16 protein-coding genes and 1 riboswitch are annotated in these 16,339 nt (G+C 38.9%); of the genes, 15 read left to right on the top strand and 1 reads right to left on the bottom strand.

Annotated features, from left to right (window positions below):
• The first annotated feature begins 14 nt into the window (after positions 1-14).
• The 9 genes from DF281_RS04220 to DF281_RS04180 all read left to right on the top strand — a co-directional run bounded on the left by DF281_RS04220 (position 15) and on the right by DF281_RS04180 (position 9,875).
• On the top strand, positions 15-425 hold the full coding sequence (locus DF281_RS04220; RefSeq protein WP_109348999.1) for a DUF350 domain-containing protein: 411 nt from the start codon (positions 15-17) through the stop codon (positions 423-425).
• Between the two features lie 441 nt (positions 426-866).
• On the top strand, positions 867-2,552 hold the full coding sequence (locus DF281_RS04215) for a long-chain-fatty-acid--CoA ligase (RefSeq protein WP_109348998.1): 1,686 nt from the start codon (positions 867-869) through the stop codon (positions 2,550-2,552).
• A gap of 96 nt (positions 2,553-2,648) precedes the next feature.
• Entirely contained in the window at positions 2,649-3,230 is a 582-nt protein-coding gene (locus DF281_RS04210) for a TetR/AcrR family transcriptional regulator (RefSeq protein ID WP_109348997.1), read from the top strand.
• A gap of 67 nt (positions 3,231-3,297) precedes the next feature.
• Positions 3,298-4,062, top strand: a complete 765-nt coding sequence (locus DF281_RS04205; protein WP_109348996.1) for an enoyl-CoA hydratase — start codon at positions 3,298-3,300, stop codon at positions 4,060-4,062.
• Positions 4,063-4,084: 22 nt separating this feature from the next.
• The gene (locus DF281_RS04200; protein WP_109348995.1) at positions 4,085-4,858 is read left to right on the top strand and encodes an electron transfer flavoprotein subunit beta/FixA family protein; all 774 of its coding nucleotides are present in this window, start codon (positions 4,085-4,087) and stop codon (positions 4,856-4,858) included.
• 44 nt (positions 4,859-4,902) lie between these two features.
• Positions 4,903-5,880, top strand: a complete 978-nt coding sequence (locus tag DF281_RS04195) for an electron transfer flavoprotein subunit alpha/FixB family protein (protein WP_109348994.1) — start codon at positions 4,903-4,905, stop codon at positions 5,878-5,880.
• A 193-nt stretch (positions 5,881-6,073) separates the two neighbouring features.
• Entirely contained in the window at positions 6,074-6,388 is a 315-nt protein-coding gene (gene trxA / locus DF281_RS04190) for a thioredoxin (protein ID WP_109348993.1), read from the top strand.
• Between the two features lie 129 nt (positions 6,389-6,517).
• Entirely contained in the window at positions 6,518-8,293 is a 1,776-nt protein-coding gene (gene uvrC, locus DF281_RS04185) for an excinuclease ABC subunit UvrC (RefSeq protein ID WP_109348992.1), read from the top strand.
• A 54-nt stretch (positions 8,294-8,347) separates the two neighbouring features.
• A riboswitch (Lysine riboswitch) is annotated at positions 8,348-8,525 on the top strand.
• 114 nt (positions 8,526-8,639) lie between these two features.
• A complete protein-coding gene (locus tag DF281_RS04180; protein ID WP_109348991.1) occupies positions 8,640-9,875 on the top strand; it encodes an aspartate kinase in 1,236 nt (411 codons plus the stop codon).
• A gap of 156 nt (positions 9,876-10,031) precedes the next feature.
• On the opposite strand, the gene DF281_RS04175 is transcribed toward DF281_RS04180, so the two are convergent.
• Positions 10,032-10,457 (bottom strand): YslB family protein, encoded by a 426-nt coding sequence (locus DF281_RS04175; protein ID WP_109348990.1) that lies wholly within the window; start codon positions 10,455-10,457, stop codon positions 10,032-10,034.
• A gap of 270 nt (positions 10,458-10,727) precedes the next feature.
• On the opposite strand from DF281_RS04175, the gene DF281_RS04170 reads away from it, so the two are divergent.
• The 6 genes from DF281_RS04170 to racE all read left to right on the top strand — a co-directional run bounded on the left by DF281_RS04170 (position 10,728) and on the right by racE (position 16,177).
• Positions 10,728-11,339: a succinate dehydrogenase cytochrome b558 subunit gene (locus tag DF281_RS04170; RefSeq protein ID WP_109348989.1), complete on the top strand. Its 612-nt coding sequence runs from the start codon at positions 10,728-10,730 to the stop codon at positions 11,337-11,339.
• Positions 11,340-11,404: 65 nt separating this feature from the next.
• The gene (gene sdhA / locus DF281_RS04165; RefSeq protein ID WP_109348988.1) at positions 11,405-13,156 is read left to right on the top strand and encodes a succinate dehydrogenase flavoprotein subunit; all 1,752 of its coding nucleotides are present in this window, start codon (positions 11,405-11,407) and stop codon (positions 13,154-13,156) included.
• A 2-nt stretch (positions 13,157-13,158) separates the two neighbouring features.
• Complete coding sequence (sdhB, locus tag DF281_RS04160) at positions 13,159-13,926, top strand: succinate dehydrogenase iron-sulfur subunit (RefSeq protein ID WP_109348987.1); 768 nt, start codon at positions 13,159-13,161, stop codon at positions 13,924-13,926.
• 408 nt (positions 13,927-14,334) lie between these two features.
• On the top strand, positions 14,335-14,772 hold the full coding sequence (locus DF281_RS04155) for an acyl-CoA thioesterase (protein WP_109348986.1): 438 nt from the start codon (positions 14,335-14,337) through the stop codon (positions 14,770-14,772).
• Between the two features lie 128 nt (positions 14,773-14,900).
• Entirely contained in the window at positions 14,901-15,371 is a 471-nt protein-coding gene (locus DF281_RS04150) for a MarR family winged helix-turn-helix transcriptional regulator (RefSeq protein ID WP_109348985.1), read from the top strand.
• An 11-nt stretch (positions 15,372-15,382) separates the two neighbouring features.
• Positions 15,383-16,177, top strand: coding sequence for a glutamate racemase (gene racE, locus DF281_RS04145; protein ID WP_109348984.1), 795 nt, complete (start codon positions 15,383-15,385; stop codon positions 16,175-16,177).
• The last annotated feature ends 162 nt before the right edge of the window (positions 16,178-16,339 follow it).

Here is a 16,339-nt window from a genome sequence, read left to right as displayed (position 1 = left end):
GAAGGAGATATACGATGAATAATGAGTTTTGGCATCACCCTGCAGTAGTAATGACAGGCTATTTCAGTGTTGTCGTACTATGCCTAGTTGTGGCGATGGCTATTTTTGAAGCAGTCACACGCTATAAAAACTGGTATGAAATCAAAAATGGTAATATGGCGGTGGCATTTGCTACGGGTGGTAAAATACTCGGGATTTGCAATATCTTCCGCTATTCAATAGAGAGACACAATTCATTGCTTGAGATGATTGGTTGGGGAATGTTTGGTTTCTTCCTATTAATAATCGCTTATTTACTATATGAATTTTTCACACCTACTTTTAAAATTGATGAAGAAATTGAAAAAGGGAATTTATCAGTTGGATTTATTTCTATGACGATCTCAGTCGGATTATCATTCGTAATCGGTGCGAGCATTTCATAAAGGAGAGGGTGAGAAGATGGAGAAATTATCAAAAGTTTTACTCGTCTGCTGCCTAGCCTTTATTATTGTAGGCACTGTCTATGCTGTTCTAAATTTCTAATACAGATGAATCGTCAAAAAACACGCTTTTTTACAGGCGTGTTTTTATTTTGGAGAAAATGAGAACCAGTTGAACGGATTCGTAAACCGTTCAACTATAATGATTTTCGTGCATTTAATAGTAAAAATGGAAATAAATTAGAAAAATGAATTGATATTCATATGAATGGTTATTCATTTGTGTTAAGATAGGTCCATATAGAAAAATGCGCGTTTTTGGTACATAGTGATACAGATTTTATCGTAAAAGTACACATTTTCTCATTTAGTATTTGAAAGCGCTGACATAAGTCTATATACTAAAGGTAACTATTTAACAATTTTTAAAAGGGGTGGATGAAAATGACTGAAAAAGTTTGGTTAAAGCATTACCCAGATTATATTAAGCCGAATCTGGAATATGACGAAATACCGTTACAACAGTTTTTGACAGATGCTGCAAAGCGCACACCGAACAAGATTGCGATTCATTTTATGGGGAAGGACGTAAAGTACGCTGAGTTGCATGAATACGCTTTGAAATTCGCTAATTACTTAAAACAATTGGGAATCGAAAAAGGGGATCGTGTCGCACTCATGCTACCGAATGTGCCGCAAACAGTTATTTGCTACTATGGAGCGCTGTATGCTGGAGCAATCGTTGTTATGACGAATCCACTTTACACGGAGCGAGAGATTGAATATCAATTGAAAGACTCTGGTGCTAAAGTGATTGTGAGTTTAGACATTTTATACCCTCGCATTATGAAAGTTTTTAAAAACACAAATCTTGAAAATGTAATTGTTACAAGCGTTAAAGATTTCCTACCATTTCCTAAAAATCTTCTTTATCCAATGGTACAGAAGAAGGAGTACGGCTTTAAAGTAGAAGTATCTCACAGTGGTGTGAGTCATCTATTGATGGAAATTTTCAAAACAGCATCTGCCACACCACTCGACATTCCGTTCGATTTTGAAGAAGATATTGCACTATTGCAATATACGGGTGGGACGACAGGGTTTCCGAAAGGTGTTATGCTGACGCATAAAAACCTTCTTTCAAATGTGAAGATGTGTCAGGATTGGCTCATTGAACCTTCACCAACGGATGACGTTATTCTAGGGGTTCTACCATTCTTCCATGTGTATGGCATGACAACTGTTTTATTATTGACAGTCATGCAAGGGAATAAAATGGTACTATTACCGAAATTTGATCCTGAAACAACTTTGAAAACGATTCAGAAGCAAAAGCCAACACTATTCCCTGGAGCGCCTACGATTTATATTGGGTTAATTAATAATCCGAATATCGAAAACTATGATTTATCATCGATCAAAGCTTGTATTAGTGGTTCCGCTTCACTGCCTGCTGAAGTTCAAGAGAAATTTGAGAAATTAACGGGTGGGAAGTTAGTTGAAGGATACGGCCTGACAGAATCATCGCCGGTTACACATGCGAATTTAGTTTACGAAAATATTCGTAAAAAGAATTCGATCGGCATACCTTGGCCAGACACTGATTCAATGGTGATTGATGGCGATATTGATCACGAAACACCTGTTGGCGAAATTGGTGAAATTGTAGTAAAAGGTCCTCAAGTAATGAAAGGTTACTGGAATCGCCCAGAAGAAACGGCGATGTCATTACAAGACGGCTGGCTTAGAACAGGCGACTTAGGCTATGTGGACGAGGATGGATTCTTCTTCGTTGTAGATCGCAAAAAAGATATTATTATCGCTGGTGGCTTCAATATTTATCCACGTGAAGTCGAGGAAGTATTATATGAGCATCCCGATATTGTGGAATGTGTAGCGGCTGGTGTACCTGATCCATATCGTGGTGAAACTGTAAAAGCATTCATCGTTTTACGAGAAGGCGCAACCGTGACGGAGAAAGAACTAAATAAATTCTGTCGTGAAAACCTTGCAGCATTCAAAGTACCCCGCATCTACGAGTTTAGAAAAGAACTTCCGAAGACAGCGGTTGGCAAAATATTAAGAAGGACGCTGATTGAAGAAGAAAAACAGAAACAAATTGAAGCGTAATGTAATCCATTGCTTGACAATATAATCGCTGGATACTATTATAAAATCATGAATGAATGACCATTCATATTTCATGCGATAACTGGTGGTGACAAAATGAAAAAAGAAAAGCCTAAATATAAGCAGATTATCGATGCGGCTGTAGTAGTAATCGCAGATAATGGCTATCACCAAGCGCAAGTTTCAAAAATAGCTAAGCAAGCAGGGGTTGCAGATGGTACGATCTATCTTTATTTTAAAAATAAAGAAGATATATTAATTTCTGTTTTCCAAGAGAAGATGTCAGTCTTTATCGAAGGTCTGCAAGAGATCGTCGTGAAGGAAGCACCGGCATCAGAAAAACTTGAATTTATGATTACGAACCACTTTAGCGTACTTTCAAAAGACAAGTACTTAGCACGAGTTACACAACTTGAGTTACGTCAGTCGAACCGAGATATACGACTAAAGATAAATGCTGTTCTAAAAGAATATCTAGATCAACTAGATGCGATTTTAGAAGAAGGTGTGCAGACGGGACTCTTTGCAAAAGACATGGATTTACGTCTAGCGCGTCAGCTAATTTTTGGCACAATTGATGAAGTGACGACATCTTGGGTTATGAAAGATCACAAGTTCGACTTAAATTCCCAATCGTCGAAAGTATATCAATTGTTATTAAATGGTATTAAGGCTTAAAATGGATGTAGGCTACTTTATAGAAAGGTAGCCACATCTCAACTACATAGTTATAAGGGGGAGCAACATGGAATTTCTAAAATTATCACAAGAAGACGGTGTCGCGATTATTACGATTGTACGACCACCCGCAAACGCAATGAGTCAACAACTTGTAAAAGAAATAGACGAAGCATTTAAATCAATCGAAGCTGATTCAGCAACGAGGGTTGTTGTAATCCATGGAGATGGAAGATTCTTCTCTGCAGGTGCAGATATTAAAGAATTCCTTTCTGTCCCAAACATCCAGCAACATGCGACGGAGGCACAAGCAGTATTTGAACGAATCGAAAGTTTCTCAAAACCTGTAATCGCTTCGATCCATGGTGCAGCTTTAGGTGGAGGATTAGAATTAGCGATGAGCTGTCATATGCGCTATGTATCTAAAACGGCTAAGCTTGGATTACCTGAGCTCTCATTGGGATTAATTCCTGGCTTCGGAGGCACACAACGTCTTCCGCGCTATGTAGGTTCAGCAAAGGCTGCCGAAATGATATTTACGAGCGACCCAGTAACTGGTGAAGAAGCTGTAAACTTAGGCTTGGCTAACGCAGCATTTGAAGAAGAAGACCTTTTAGAAGAAACGCTAAAAGTTGCCAAGAAAATCGCATTAAAAGGACCAATTGCATTAAAAGCTACAATCGATCTGCTCGCTTATTCAAAATCAACACGTTTTTACGACGGTATTGATGCCGAAGCAGCAACTTTTGGGCAAGTTTTCGCAACAGAGGATGCTAAAGAAGGTATCACTGCCTTTGTTGAAAAACGTCAAGCAGTATTTAAAGGAAAATAATACTATTTAGGAGGTTTACATTATGAACATCTACGTATTAGTTAAAAGAACTTTTGATACAGAGGAAAAAATCGTTATTTCAGGTGGCGCTATTCAAGAAGACGGGGCAGAATTCATCATCAATCCATATGATGAGTATGCCATCGAAGAAGCAATTAAGGTTCGCGATCAAGAAGGTGGCGAAGTGACTGTCATCACTGTTGGTGGTGAAGAGTCTGAGAAACAACTGCGTACAGCACTAGCAATGGGCACTGACAAAGCAGTATTAATCAATGCTGAAGAAGATGTTGATGACTTAGATCAATTCTCAGTTGCAACAATTTTAGCAGAATACTTAAAAGACAAAGAAGTAGACTTAATTTTCGGCGGTAACGTAGCGATTGACGGTGGCTCAGGCCAAGTAGGTCCTCGTTTAGCTGAATTACTAAATATAAATTATGTAACAACAATTACGAGCTTCGAGATTTCTGGAAGCGACATTAAAATCGTGCGTGACGTAGAAGGGGATTCGGAAGAAATTTCGACTTCAACACCTTTACTAGTAACAGCACAACAAGGGTTAAATGAACCTCGCTACCCATCTCTACCAGGGATTATGAAAGCGAAGAAAAAACCTTTAGAAGAATTAGAATTAGATGATTTAGACATCGATGAAGATGATGTTGAACCAAAAATCAAAACTGTCGAGGTATTCCTAGCGCCGCAAAAACAAGCTGGTCGTATTCTTGAAGGTGAAATCGCGGATCAAGCGAGAGAATTAATTTCATTACTACGTTCAGAAGCAAAAGTTATTTAGTGAAACGTCAGAATATTACGAGAAATTGATTGGAGGAAAAAAAGATGTCTAAAAAAGTTGTAGTACTTGCAGAAACTAGAGAAAATACACTTCGTAACGTTTCTTTCGAAGCAATCGGAGCAGCAAAACAAATTTCTGATGGTGGCGAAGTTGTCGTAGCATTATTCGGTACAGATGTATCGTCATTAGCGAATGAACTATTCGAATACGGTGCAGATCGTGTCGTAATTGTGGAACATCCACATTTGAAATTCTATACTGCTGATGGATACAACCAAGCTTTACTTGCAGTAGTTGAACAAGAAAGTCCAGATGCGATTGTCATCGGTCACACAGCTCTTGGTAAAGATTTATCTCCAAAAGTTGCAAGTCGTTTACAAACTGGTTTAATTTCAGATGTTACTGCAATCGAAGGTGGAGGCGATGGTGTTCAATTCGTTCGTCCAATCTATTCTGGTAAAGCATTTGAGCGTGTCGAATCAGAGAGCACACCTTTATTCGTAACGGTTCGTCCAAATAACATCGCACCTCTTGAACAACAAGCAGGTAAATCAGGTTCAGCAGAGTCATTATCTGTTGATATTACGAATTTACGTACAATTGTTGAAAATGTAATTCGTAAAGCGACAGACGGTGTAGATCTTTCAGAAGCGAAAGTAGTTGTGTCTGGTGGTCGTGGCGTGAAGAGTGCAGAAGGTTTTGCACCTCTTAAAGAATTAGCAGATTTATTAGGCGGCGCTGTTGGTGCATCTCGTGGTGCATGTGACGCTGATTACTGTGATTATTCATTACAAATTGGTCAAACAGGTAAAGTTCTTACACCAGACCTATATATTGCAGCTGGAATTTCAGGAGCAATCCAACATTTAGCAGGTATGTCAAACTCGAAAGTAATCGTAGCGATCAACAAAGATCCTGAAGCGAATATTTTCAAAGTTGCAGACTACGGTATTGTTGGAGACTTATTCGAAGTCGTTCCACTATTAATTGAAGAAGTTAAAGCTTTAAAAGCGAGCGTTTAATAAATAGGACACTTCGATTGTGCGCACAGTCGGAGTGTTTTTTATATGGAGATATAGCAATTTCAATGTAAAAATGCGCTTATTTCTTTACTTTACTAATGAAATTGGGAGTTGTAAGCATATTTTTACGCATATCTAAATATCCGTGCTATAATCCAAACATATGGTTTAGATAACAAGGAGGAATTTAATCATGGCAATTGTACATTCAACAGATGCAACATTCACAAATGATATCGAAGAAGGCGTAGTATTAGTAGACTTTTGGGCTACTTGGTGCGGACCTTGTAAAATGATCGCTCCAGTTCTTGAAGAACTAGATGCAGACTTAGCTGGTAAAGCGAAAGTTGTAAAAGTAGACGTAGACCAAAACCAAGAAACAGCAGCTCAATTTGGTATCATGTCAATTCCAACTTTATTAGTATTTAAAGATGGACAACCAGTTGATAAAACTGTAGGTTTCCAACCAAAAGAAGCTCTTGCAGAATTATTAGCTAAACACATCTAATTTTACTTTAGTAAAATAGTATAGAGGTTGGAGTTTTTCCACAAAATAATCGCCTAGACAATCATTTATTGTTGGTTCGATTCATTTTTGAGGAAGCTCCAACCTCTTTTTTAGAGGGTGAGAACAAAAATGAATGACACAATAAAACAAAAACTAGCTGTACTACCAGATCAACCGGGTTGTTACTTAATGAAGGATCGCCAAAATGTCGTCATCTATGTCGGTAAAGCAAAAGTATTGAAAAATCGTGTACGCTCCTACTTTAATGGCTCACATGAAGGGAAGACGGCTCGCTTAGTAAGTGAGATTGTCGATTTTGACTATATCATTACTTCTTCCGATATGGAGGCATTTTTACTCGAATTAAATCTAATTAAAAAGCATGATCCGAAATACAATATTATGTTGAAAGGTGATTCATCGTATCCTTATTTGAAGATAACGAACGAGAAGCATCCTCGACTTTTAATGGTACGCAAAGTGAAGAAGGACAAGGCGAAATACTTTGGGCCTTATCCGAATGTGTATGCTGCAAATGATACGAAAAAACTACTCGACAGGCTTTACCCATTGCGTAAATGTGATTCTATGCCGAATAGAGTTTGCTTGTATTATCATATGGGTCAGTGCCTCGCTCCATGTGTGAAAGAGATTGAATCTTCTCGTTATGAACCGATTATTCAAGAAATTACAGCCTTTTTAAATGGCGGGCATGAGAAGGTGAAGGCAGAGCTTGAATCAAAAATGATGGCGGCAGCTGAAGTGCTTGATTTTGAACGTGCAAAGGAATTCCGCGATCAAATCGCCAATATCGAAACGACGATGACGAAGCAGAAAATCACAACAACGGACTTTACGAATCGTGATATTTTCGGATTTGCGGTGAATAAAGGCTGGATGTGTGTACAAGTGTTCTTCGTTCGCCAAGGGAAGTTGATTGAGCGTGAAGTATCCCTTTTCCCAACCTATGCAGATCCGTTGGAAGAATTTCTTACTTTCGTAGCGCGATTTTATGAGATGGCCAACCATATCCCACCGAAAGAGGTCATCGTGCCGAAAGAAGTGGATCATGAATTATTGCAAGAAGCTTTGAAAATCAAAATTCATACGCCACATCGAGGATATAAAAAAGAATTACTCGATTTAGCGACGAAAAATGCACATCAAAAAATTGATGAGAAGTTCAATATTCTTGAGAGACAGGAACAGCGAACAATTGGTGCATGTGAACAATTAGGCGATGCGATGAATATTCAAACGCCATTGCGAATTGAAGCATTCGATAACTCGCATATTTTTGGAGCAGATACGGTTTCCGCGATGGTCGTATTTGAAGATGGTGTCCCTCGTAAAAAGGATTATCGTAAATTCAAAATTCAAACGGCAGCGGCACATGATGATTATGGTGCGATGCGAGAAGTGTTGAGACGTCGTTATACACGTGTTTTAAAAGAAGGATTACCATTGCCTGATTTATTAGTAACAGATGGTGGTAAAGGGCAAATGGAAGTAGCGCGTGAGATTTTAGAAGATGAATTAGGCTTGGATCTTCCGATTGCGGGACTTGCGAAAGATGATCGACATAAAACGTCGCAACTGTTGTACGGCAATCCCCCTGAAGTGATTCCGTTGAAAAGAACGAGTGAAGCCTTTTATTTACTGCAAAGAATTCAAGATGAAGTGCATCGATTCGCCATTACATTTCATCGACAATTGCATGAGAAAAATGCATTAACCTCACAATTGGATCAAATTCCAGGAATCGGCCCTAAACGTAAACAGCAATTATTGAAACATTTCGGCACGATGAAGAAAATTAAAGAAGCGACTTATGATGAATTAATTGAAGCTGGAATGCCGAAAAATCTAGCAATTACGACAATTGAGTATTTTCAGAAAAAATAATTGTCTTTTGGGAAATTTTATGATAAAGTAAAAACAATTGAAAATCACTGAAATAGTGATGATAGAGGCGCAGGTTTCATCAGTAACTTTTAAGAGAGTGTAGAAGCTCATTGATTAAAGGTGAAAGGGGAGACTGCCGAAGTAAATTTACTTTCTACGGTATATTTGCTGGTTCTACATTTAAGAGATGTGGGATTGTCAGAGTTCGTAACTCTGGAGGGCTATCTCACATGAATGTTCTTTTTGAATATACATGACCAAGCAGCCCTGCATCCAATTATGAGATGGAGTGCTGCTTTTTTTAATGAGAGAACCCGCATACAACAATATGTAGGGGAGAGATTGGATGGGTACGTATGTGATGAAATTCGGCGGAACTTCCGTCGCAACACCAGCATTAATTCAAAATGTAGCAAAACGCGTATTATGTGAAACGGAATGTGGCAATAAAGTCGTCGTCGTTGTATCTGCGATGGGGAAAACGACGGATCAACTTGTTTCGATGGCGAAGGAATTGTCTGAAGCACCTTCGAAACGTGAGATGGATGTTCTTTTATCGACGGGTGAGCAAGTGACAATCGCTTTATTAACGATGGCTTTACAGCAATTGAAAATTAACGCGATGTCTTTCACAGGTTGGCAAGCAGGTATGGTGACGGAGGATATCCCGAGCAATGCGCGAATTGAAACGGTGGATACAGAAGCATTGAAGAAATGTTTAGCGGAAGGGAAAGTAGCGGTCGTCGCCGGTTTCCAAGGGGTGGATCGACATGGCAATATTACGACACTAGGTAGAGGTGGATCCGATACGACAGCTGTCGCAATTGCAGCTGCTTTAGAAGCGGAGAGATGCGATATTTACACAGATGTGGAAGGTTTCTTTACGAGCGACCCTCGCCATGTCAAAAATGCGCGGAAATTAGATGAAATTAGCTTTGATGAAATGTTGGAGTTGGCACATTTAGGAGCGGGTGTCATTCATCCAAGAGCGGTTGAATTGGCTAAAAACTATCAAATGCCAATGTCTATTCGTTCAAGTACGATCTATACAGAAGGCTCAATTTTAAAGGAGGAAGTGCAAATGGAGAAAGATTTAGTTGTGAGAGGGGTAGCTTTTGAAGGGGAGATTGTCCGTTTAACGGTGTATTTTGGTGAAACCTACAATAGCGCATTAGCGAATATTTTTACAACATTGGCGAAACATCACATCAATGTGGACATTATTGTACAGTCTGTGATCCCAAATGCAGCACCAACTGTATCTTTCTCTGTTAAAAAAGAACAATTGAAAGAAGCGCTGCAAGTTCTAGCGGATCATCAAGAAGTTTTAGGCTATGACCATATCGATCATGAACTCGATTTAGCGAAAGTATCCATTGTTGGTTCGGGCATGGCATCGAATCCAGGGGTAGCTGCAGAAATGTTCGACTGTTTATTCCGTTCGGGCATTCCGGTGAAAATGGTTAGCACATCAGAAATTAAAGTGTCGGTTGTTGTCCCTGAAGAAGAAATGTTTCTTGCTGCAAATGCTCTTCATGATCAATTTGAGCTTGGTGTAATGTCAGAAAAACTAGCACAGTAATGTAAAATAGACCCTATTGAAATTGACTGATTTCTATAGGGTTTTCTTCATTTTATCATGGCTTTGTACTATTAAAATAAAAAAAGATGAGACTGTTAAAGAACAGCGCTCATCTTTTGGATTTTAGGGTATAGAAAAGTAGTTATGTATGATTGTTTACTCTGCAAGCAACACTGGATCTTTTGCGTCCCATTTTACTTGGAAATTCACACAATTATTTTTTACATCGACTTCTTCAAAACATTCCGTCATGAAGCCATTGTATTTTTGATGTTGCTCAGCTAAGTAGCCTGATTCTAAACGGAAGCATCTTTGGTCGAATTTTAAAATTTCTGGATCACCAGTCAAAGTGTAGAATACTTCTGATTTAGTTGTTTTCGTTAAAGTTAGCGAACCCCATGAAGCTTCATGGAAAAACGGAACGACTTCTTCAAGCTCCAGTAATGGGAATTTACGTGCGATTTCTTTTCCACACCAGTATAGAATATCTTCTTCGTTCTTACCTACAATCGCTGATAGGATATGGTCTCGCATCAGTTCGTAACCAAAAGCGGTTACATTTTTCATTTCAACAGTAGTCATCGTCATCCTGCTTTCTTAATTTTGTCTATTTTTTGTCCTTTAAAGAAGAATTGTTCTTTAAATAGCTAAAAGTAAACGTAGGGTTGTTATTTTCATGCAAGTTTATTACTTTACAAACTGTTAGCAACCTTGACGTTCATTTCCAGTGAGAGTACAATTGAACTTGTCATAATATTGTACCATGATAAAGTAGACAGTCCAATACGTCACGCGTTTTCCCGCTGACAAATTTGACGCGAGCTACTTTAAGTACTAAGGGGGGTAACAGTCTTGTCGAAAGATCGAGAGTTTTACTGGCGTCGTCTGCACTCACTACTAGGTCTAATCCCTGTAGGTCTGTTCGTTACGATGCACTTGTTAATCAACTATTCAGCTACAAATGGTGAAGAGTCATTCAACAAAGCTTCAGGTTTAATGGAAAGCATTCCATTCTTACCAATCGTTGAGTGGGTAGTAATCTATATCCCATTAATGTTCCATGCATTATACGGTGTATACATTGCGTTCACTGCAAAACCAAACTTGAACCGTTTCGGTACAACACGTAACTGGTTCTTCATGATGCAACGTGTTACAGGTATCTTCCTTGTGATTTTCATCGCATGGCATATCTTCCAAACTCGTCTGCAAAAAACAATCAACGATGTTGAAATCGACTACAACCTTGTAGCTGATATTGTTTCTAATCCAGGAATGCTTGCATTCTACATCGCTGGTATCATTGCTACAACATTCCATTTAGCAAACGGTATTTGGTCATTCTTAGTAAGCTGGGGACTTATCCAATCTCCAAAATCACAAAAAGTTACAACTTACATTACAATGATTTTCTTTGTATTGTTATCAGTAGTAGGCGTGATGGCGATCTTAGCATTCGTTTAATATCACATTAATACGATATGCATGAAAGCGCTTGACTACTAATTGAACGAGGAGTGAGAAAAAACATGGCGAAAAGCAAACTTATAGTTGTTGGTGGCGGTCTTGCCGGCCTAATGGCTACAATGAAAGCTGCTGAACTTGGCACAGAAGTAGAATTATTCTCATTAGTTCCTGTTAAGCGTTCACATTCAGTATGTGCGCAAGGCGGAATTAATGGTGCAGTAAATACAAAAGGTGAAGGGGATTCTCCTTGGATCCACTTTGACGACACAGTTTACGGTGGGGATTTCTTAGCGAACCAACCGCCAGTAAAAGCAATGTGTGATGCTGCACCTGGTATCATTCATTTATTTGACCGTATGGGCGTTATGTTCAGTCGTACTCCAGAAGGTCTTCTTGATTTCCGTCGTTTCGGCGGTACTTTACATCACCGTACAGCATTTGCTGGTGCAACTACAGGTCAACAACTTCTATACGCACTTGATGAGCAAGTTCGTAAATGGGAAGTTGAAGGTCTAGTATCTAAATACGAAGGTTGGGAATTCCTAGGTCTAGTTTTAGATGAAAACGGCGTATGTAAAGGTATTAAAGCACAAGATTTAACAACTCATGAAATTAAAGCGTTCCCAGCGGATGCTGTAATCATGGCTTCAGGTGGTCCTGGTATCATCTTCGGTAAATCTACTAACTCAATGATCAACACTGGTTCTGCAGCATCAATTGTTTACCAACAAGGTGCTAAATATGCAAACGGTGAGTTCATTCAAATTCACCCAACTGCAATTCCTGGCGATGACAAATTACGTCTAATGTCAGAATCTGCTCGTGGTGAGGGTGGCCGTATTTGGACTTACAAAGACGGTAAACCTTGGTACTTCCTAGAAGAAAAATATCCTGCGTACGGTAACCTAGTACCACGTGATGTTGCGACTCGTGAAATCTTCGACGTATGTATCAACCAAAAATTAGGCGTAAACGGCGAAAACGTAGTTTACCTTGATTTATCACACAAAGATCCACACGAATTAGATATTAAACTTGGTGGTATCATCGAGATTTATCAAAAATTCGTTGGTGACGATCCACATAAAGTACCAATGAAGATTTTCCCAGCGGTTCACTATTCAATGGGTGGTCTGTGGGTTGATTACGATCAACAAACAACTATTCCAGGATGTTTCGCTGCCGGTGAATGTGATTACTCACAACACGGTGGTAACCGTCTAGGTGCTAACTCATTACTTTCTGCAATTTACGGTGGTTCAGTAGCTGGTCCTAACGCTGTTGAATACATTAAACACTTAGATAATCATGTTGAAGATCTTTCAACTGAATTATTCGACAACGCTGTTAAAGAAGAACAAGCTAAGTGGAATGAAGTACTATCTCTAAACGGTACTGAAAATGCTTACTTACTTCACAAAGAGCTTGGCGAATTAATGACTGAAAACGTAACGGTTGTACGTCACAACGATCGTCTTGAACAAACTCTAGTTAAACTAGATGACATCAGAGAACGTTGGAACAACATTAACATTAACGATACGACTAAATGGTCTAACCAAGGTGTTCAATTCACTCGTCAATTGAAAAATATGATCGCTCTTGCTTACGTTATTACGAAAGGTGCATTATTACGTGATGAGTCTCGTGGTGCTCACTACAAACCAGACTTCCCAGAACGTGATGATGACAACTTCCTAAAAACAACAATTGCTCAGTTCACACCTTCATTCGATCCTACGATCACTTATGAAGAAGTAGACTGCTCAATGATTAAACCACGTAAACGTGACTATACAGGAGGTGGACACTAATCATGGCTGAACAAAAAATGTTAGACGTTGAAGTTCAACGTCAAGATAGTGCTGATTCTCCTTCTTACTGGGAGAAATTCCAAGTACCTTACCGTCCAAATATGAACGTAATCTCTGTCCTTATGGCGATTCGTGAAAACCCAGTAACTGTTGAAGGTAAACAAACTTCTCCAGTAGCTTGGGACATGAACTGTCTTGAGGAAGTATGTGGAGCTTGTTCAATGGTTATTAATGGTCGTCCGCGTCAATCTTGTTCATCACTTGTTGACCAATTACCACAACCATTGAAATTACAACCAATGAGTACTTTCCCTGTTATCCGTGACTTACAAATCGACCGTTCTCGTATGTTCGATTCACTTAAAAAAGTTAAAGCATGGGTTCCAATCGATGGTTCTTACGATCTTGGTGAAGGTCCTCGTATGCCAGAACGCAAACGCGAATGGGCTTACGAACTTTCTAAATGTATGACTTGTGGTGTTTGCTTAGAGTCTTGCCCTAACGTAAACTCAGGTTCATCATTTATGGGTCCTGCTCCATTATCACAAGTTCGTCTATTCAACACTCACCCAACGGGTGCGATGAATAAAGATGAACGCTTAAACGCAATCATGGGAGACGGTGGCCTAGCTAACTGTGGTAACTCTCAAAACTGTGTTGCAGCTTGTCCAAAAGGTATTCCTTTAACAACTTCAATCGCTTCACTTAACCGTGCAGCAACAGTTCAAATGTTCAAGAACTTCTTCGGTTCTGACCACATGGTTGACTAATAAAGCAAAATTCAAACCAGTATTGCCTTCCGAGGTAATGCTGGTTTTTTGATTAACCAGAGAGATTTAAAGAATTAGTGATTTAGAGCAATAACGAATGCTTTCCGCCGACAAGTGTCGCACTATTTATTTCCACTATGGGTGGAAATAAAGGATTGCTACACACTTGTTTTTCGGCAGGAGTCCTCGTTATTGCTTAAACAAATGAAGGTTGTGTAGCAAAGGGGTAGCTTTACTTTGATCGAATGAGAAGTTCAAAGAGAAACTTAGAAAGAAATAATAACTAATTTTCACAAAAACTTTATTTGAAGGAGTTCTTGTGATTATTAAGTGAAATCGTTTTCACTTCCCATTCTTCTTCCAAATTGATACAATATGAATAATCATTCATTTTTAGGGGGAAATCACATGAAAGAAGCATACATTCAAGATTTTGAAGCATGGCAAAATGATTTTTCGTTTTCGATCGATATTGAAGTTCGTTTTTCTGAAACGGATTTATTTGGGCATTTGAATAATACCGTTCCGTTTGTATATTTTGAACAGGCAAGAATCGGTTTAATGAACGATCAAAAATTGATGGGCGCAGGATTATCTACAACTTCAGAAAAAATTCCAATTGTGGCAGATTTACAATGTGATTTCCTCGGACAAATTTTCTTCGGTGAGACAATCCAACTATATGCGAAAGTCGCAAAGTACGGTAGCTCGTCGATGGATATTCATTATATGGGCGTTGTAAATGGGGAAGTGCGATTAACGGGACGAGGTGCGCTTGTTCAAGTTGATGCAAAAACGGGCAAAGCAGTTAAGTGGAGCGAGTCACAAATCCTTCAAATGCAGTAATTTTCCATAGAATTTTGCCAGAATACTTGCCAATTTGTTCAATTACATTCACAATATAATTAATACATTAGTTAATTAAAGTAATTCGTAAATTGAAGGACTTTTTACGAAGTAGGAGTGAATACGATATGGCAGGAGAAGAGTTAAATACAAATGCTAATCGTCCAGAAATTGCAATTCTTGAAAAAGAGCTGCGTCATATTTCTGCGATTATTAAACAAAAGGGTCGCGAGATTTTAAACAATTATACAATTACACCACCTCAATTCATCGCCTTACAATGGTTAGATGAGCTTGGTGACATGACAATTGGTGATTTATCGAATAAAATGTACTTAGCATTTAGCACGACAACAGATTTAATTGATCGTATGGAAAAGAACAACTTAGTTCAACGAATTCGTGATGAAGAGGATCGACGTGTTGTACGTATTCATCTTCTTTCGGAAGGTAAAAAGATCATTAAAGAAGTTATTGAGATGCGACAAATGTATTTAGGAGACATTGTTAGCGATTTTGAGAAGGATGAGATCGAAACACTGTCAGTCCTTTTACAAAAGCTCTACGTGCGTATGAGCGACGAAATGAACGAAGATTAGAGGCGGTTAATGTGAATGCTCCCATCGGAGTGATTGATTCTGGCGTGGGTGGATTAACCGTTGTAAAAGAGATGCTGCGTTACTTACCGAACGAGACGATTTACTATATTGGCGATACTGCTCGATGTCCTTATGGTCCACGTACGGGTGAACAAGTATTAACTTTTACTACAGAGATGGCGGAAAAACTCGCAAGTATGAATATTAAAATGCTCGTTATTGCGTGTAATACGGCTACTGCGGTTGCATTAGAACCGTTGCAAGCGGTATGTGATTTTCCGGTAGTTGGTGTCATCAATGCAGGTGCTACAGCCGCAATTAAAGAGACTAAGACACATGAAATTGCAGTCATCGCTACTGCAGGTACAGTTAAGAGTGGGGCATATGAGGAAGCGATTTACTCACTTTTCTCAAAAAGCAAGATTCACTCATTGGCTTGTCCAGCGCTAGTACCAATGGTCGAAAGTGGCCAGTATGACGGCCCATTTGCACTTGAACTCGTTGAGAAAACTTTAGCTCCTTTAAAAGAGGCTACATATGATACGATGATTTTAGGCTGTACACATTATCCCATCATCCAAGATTTAATTGAAAAGGTAGTAGGGGAGGGAGTTCACGTCGTATCTTCCGCAACAGAAACTGCGAAGAATGCGCGTGACTTACTTGAATTCTACAATCTTGAAAATACAGAACAAGAAGTACCAAAGCATCGTTTTTTTGCAACAGGATCCGTCCCGATGTTCCAACAAATTCTGTCCAATTGGATTGAGTTACCGAACATTCAGGCAGAAAAAATCAACTTATAAAATGAAGAATCTCCTATTTTGGAGGTTCTTTTTTGGGTTCTACAATAAATAACGTTGGTGAAGAAAAAAGCACCGATCTCTAATCAGATCGGTGCGGAAACTTCATGAACGTTATTTTTATTCAAAAAAATAGAAAACAAGTGAGTTTCCCTATAGAATAAA

It is taken from the genome of Kurthia zopfii, assembly GCF_003143955.1.
Taxonomy (GTDB): domain Bacteria; phylum Bacillota; class Bacilli; order Bacillales_A; family Planococcaceae; genus Kurthia; species Kurthia zopfii.
This window is presented reverse-complemented; position numbering and strand designations above follow the sequence as displayed.

Excerpts from the sequence above, each read along its gene's own strand:
- trxA (WP_109348993.1), top strand. The coding sequence starts at position 6,074 with ATGGCAATTGTACATTCAACAGATGCAACATTCACAAATGATATCGAA.
- DF281_RS04220 (WP_109348999.1), top strand. The coding sequence starts at position 15 with ATGAATAATGAGTTTTGGCATCACCCTGCAGTAGTAATGACAGGCTAT.
- uvrC (WP_109348992.1), top strand. The coding sequence starts at position 6,518 with ATGAATGACACAATAAAACAAAAACTAGCTGTACTACCAGATCAACCG.
- DF281_RS04205 (WP_109348996.1), top strand. The coding sequence starts at position 3,298 with ATGGAATTTCTAAAATTATCACAAGAAGACGGTGTCGCGATTATTACG.
- DF281_RS04150 (WP_109348985.1), top strand. The coding sequence starts at position 14,901 with ATGGCAGGAGAAGAGTTAAATACAAATGCTAATCGTCCAGAAATTGCA.
- DF281_RS04210 (WP_109348997.1), top strand. The coding sequence starts at position 2,649 with ATGAAAAAAGAAAAGCCTAAATATAAGCAGATTATCGATGCGGCTGTA.
- sdhB (WP_109348987.1), top strand. The coding sequence starts at position 13,159 with ATGGCTGAACAAAAAATGTTAGACGTTGAAGTTCAACGTCAAGATAGT.
- DF281_RS04200 (WP_109348995.1), top strand. The coding sequence starts at position 4,085 with ATGAACATCTACGTATTAGTTAAAAGAACTTTTGATACAGAGGAAAAA.
- sdhA (WP_109348988.1), top strand. The coding sequence starts at position 11,405 with ATGGCGAAAAGCAAACTTATAGTTGTTGGTGGCGGTCTTGCCGGCCTA.
- DF281_RS04180 (WP_109348991.1), top strand. The coding sequence starts at position 8,640 with ATGGGTACGTATGTGATGAAATTCGGCGGAACTTCCGTCGCAACACCA.
- DF281_RS04175 (WP_109348990.1), bottom strand. The coding sequence starts at position 10,457 with ATGACTACTGTTGAAATGAAAAATGTAACCGCTTTTGGTTACGAACTG.
- DF281_RS04215 (WP_109348998.1), top strand. The coding sequence starts at position 867 with ATGACTGAAAAAGTTTGGTTAAAGCATTACCCAGATTATATTAAGCCG.
- DF281_RS04155 (WP_109348986.1), top strand. The coding sequence starts at position 14,335 with ATGAAAGAAGCATACATTCAAGATTTTGAAGCATGGCAAAATGATTTT.
- DF281_RS04195 (WP_109348994.1), top strand. The coding sequence starts at position 4,903 with ATGTCTAAAAAAGTTGTAGTACTTGCAGAAACTAGAGAAAATACACTT.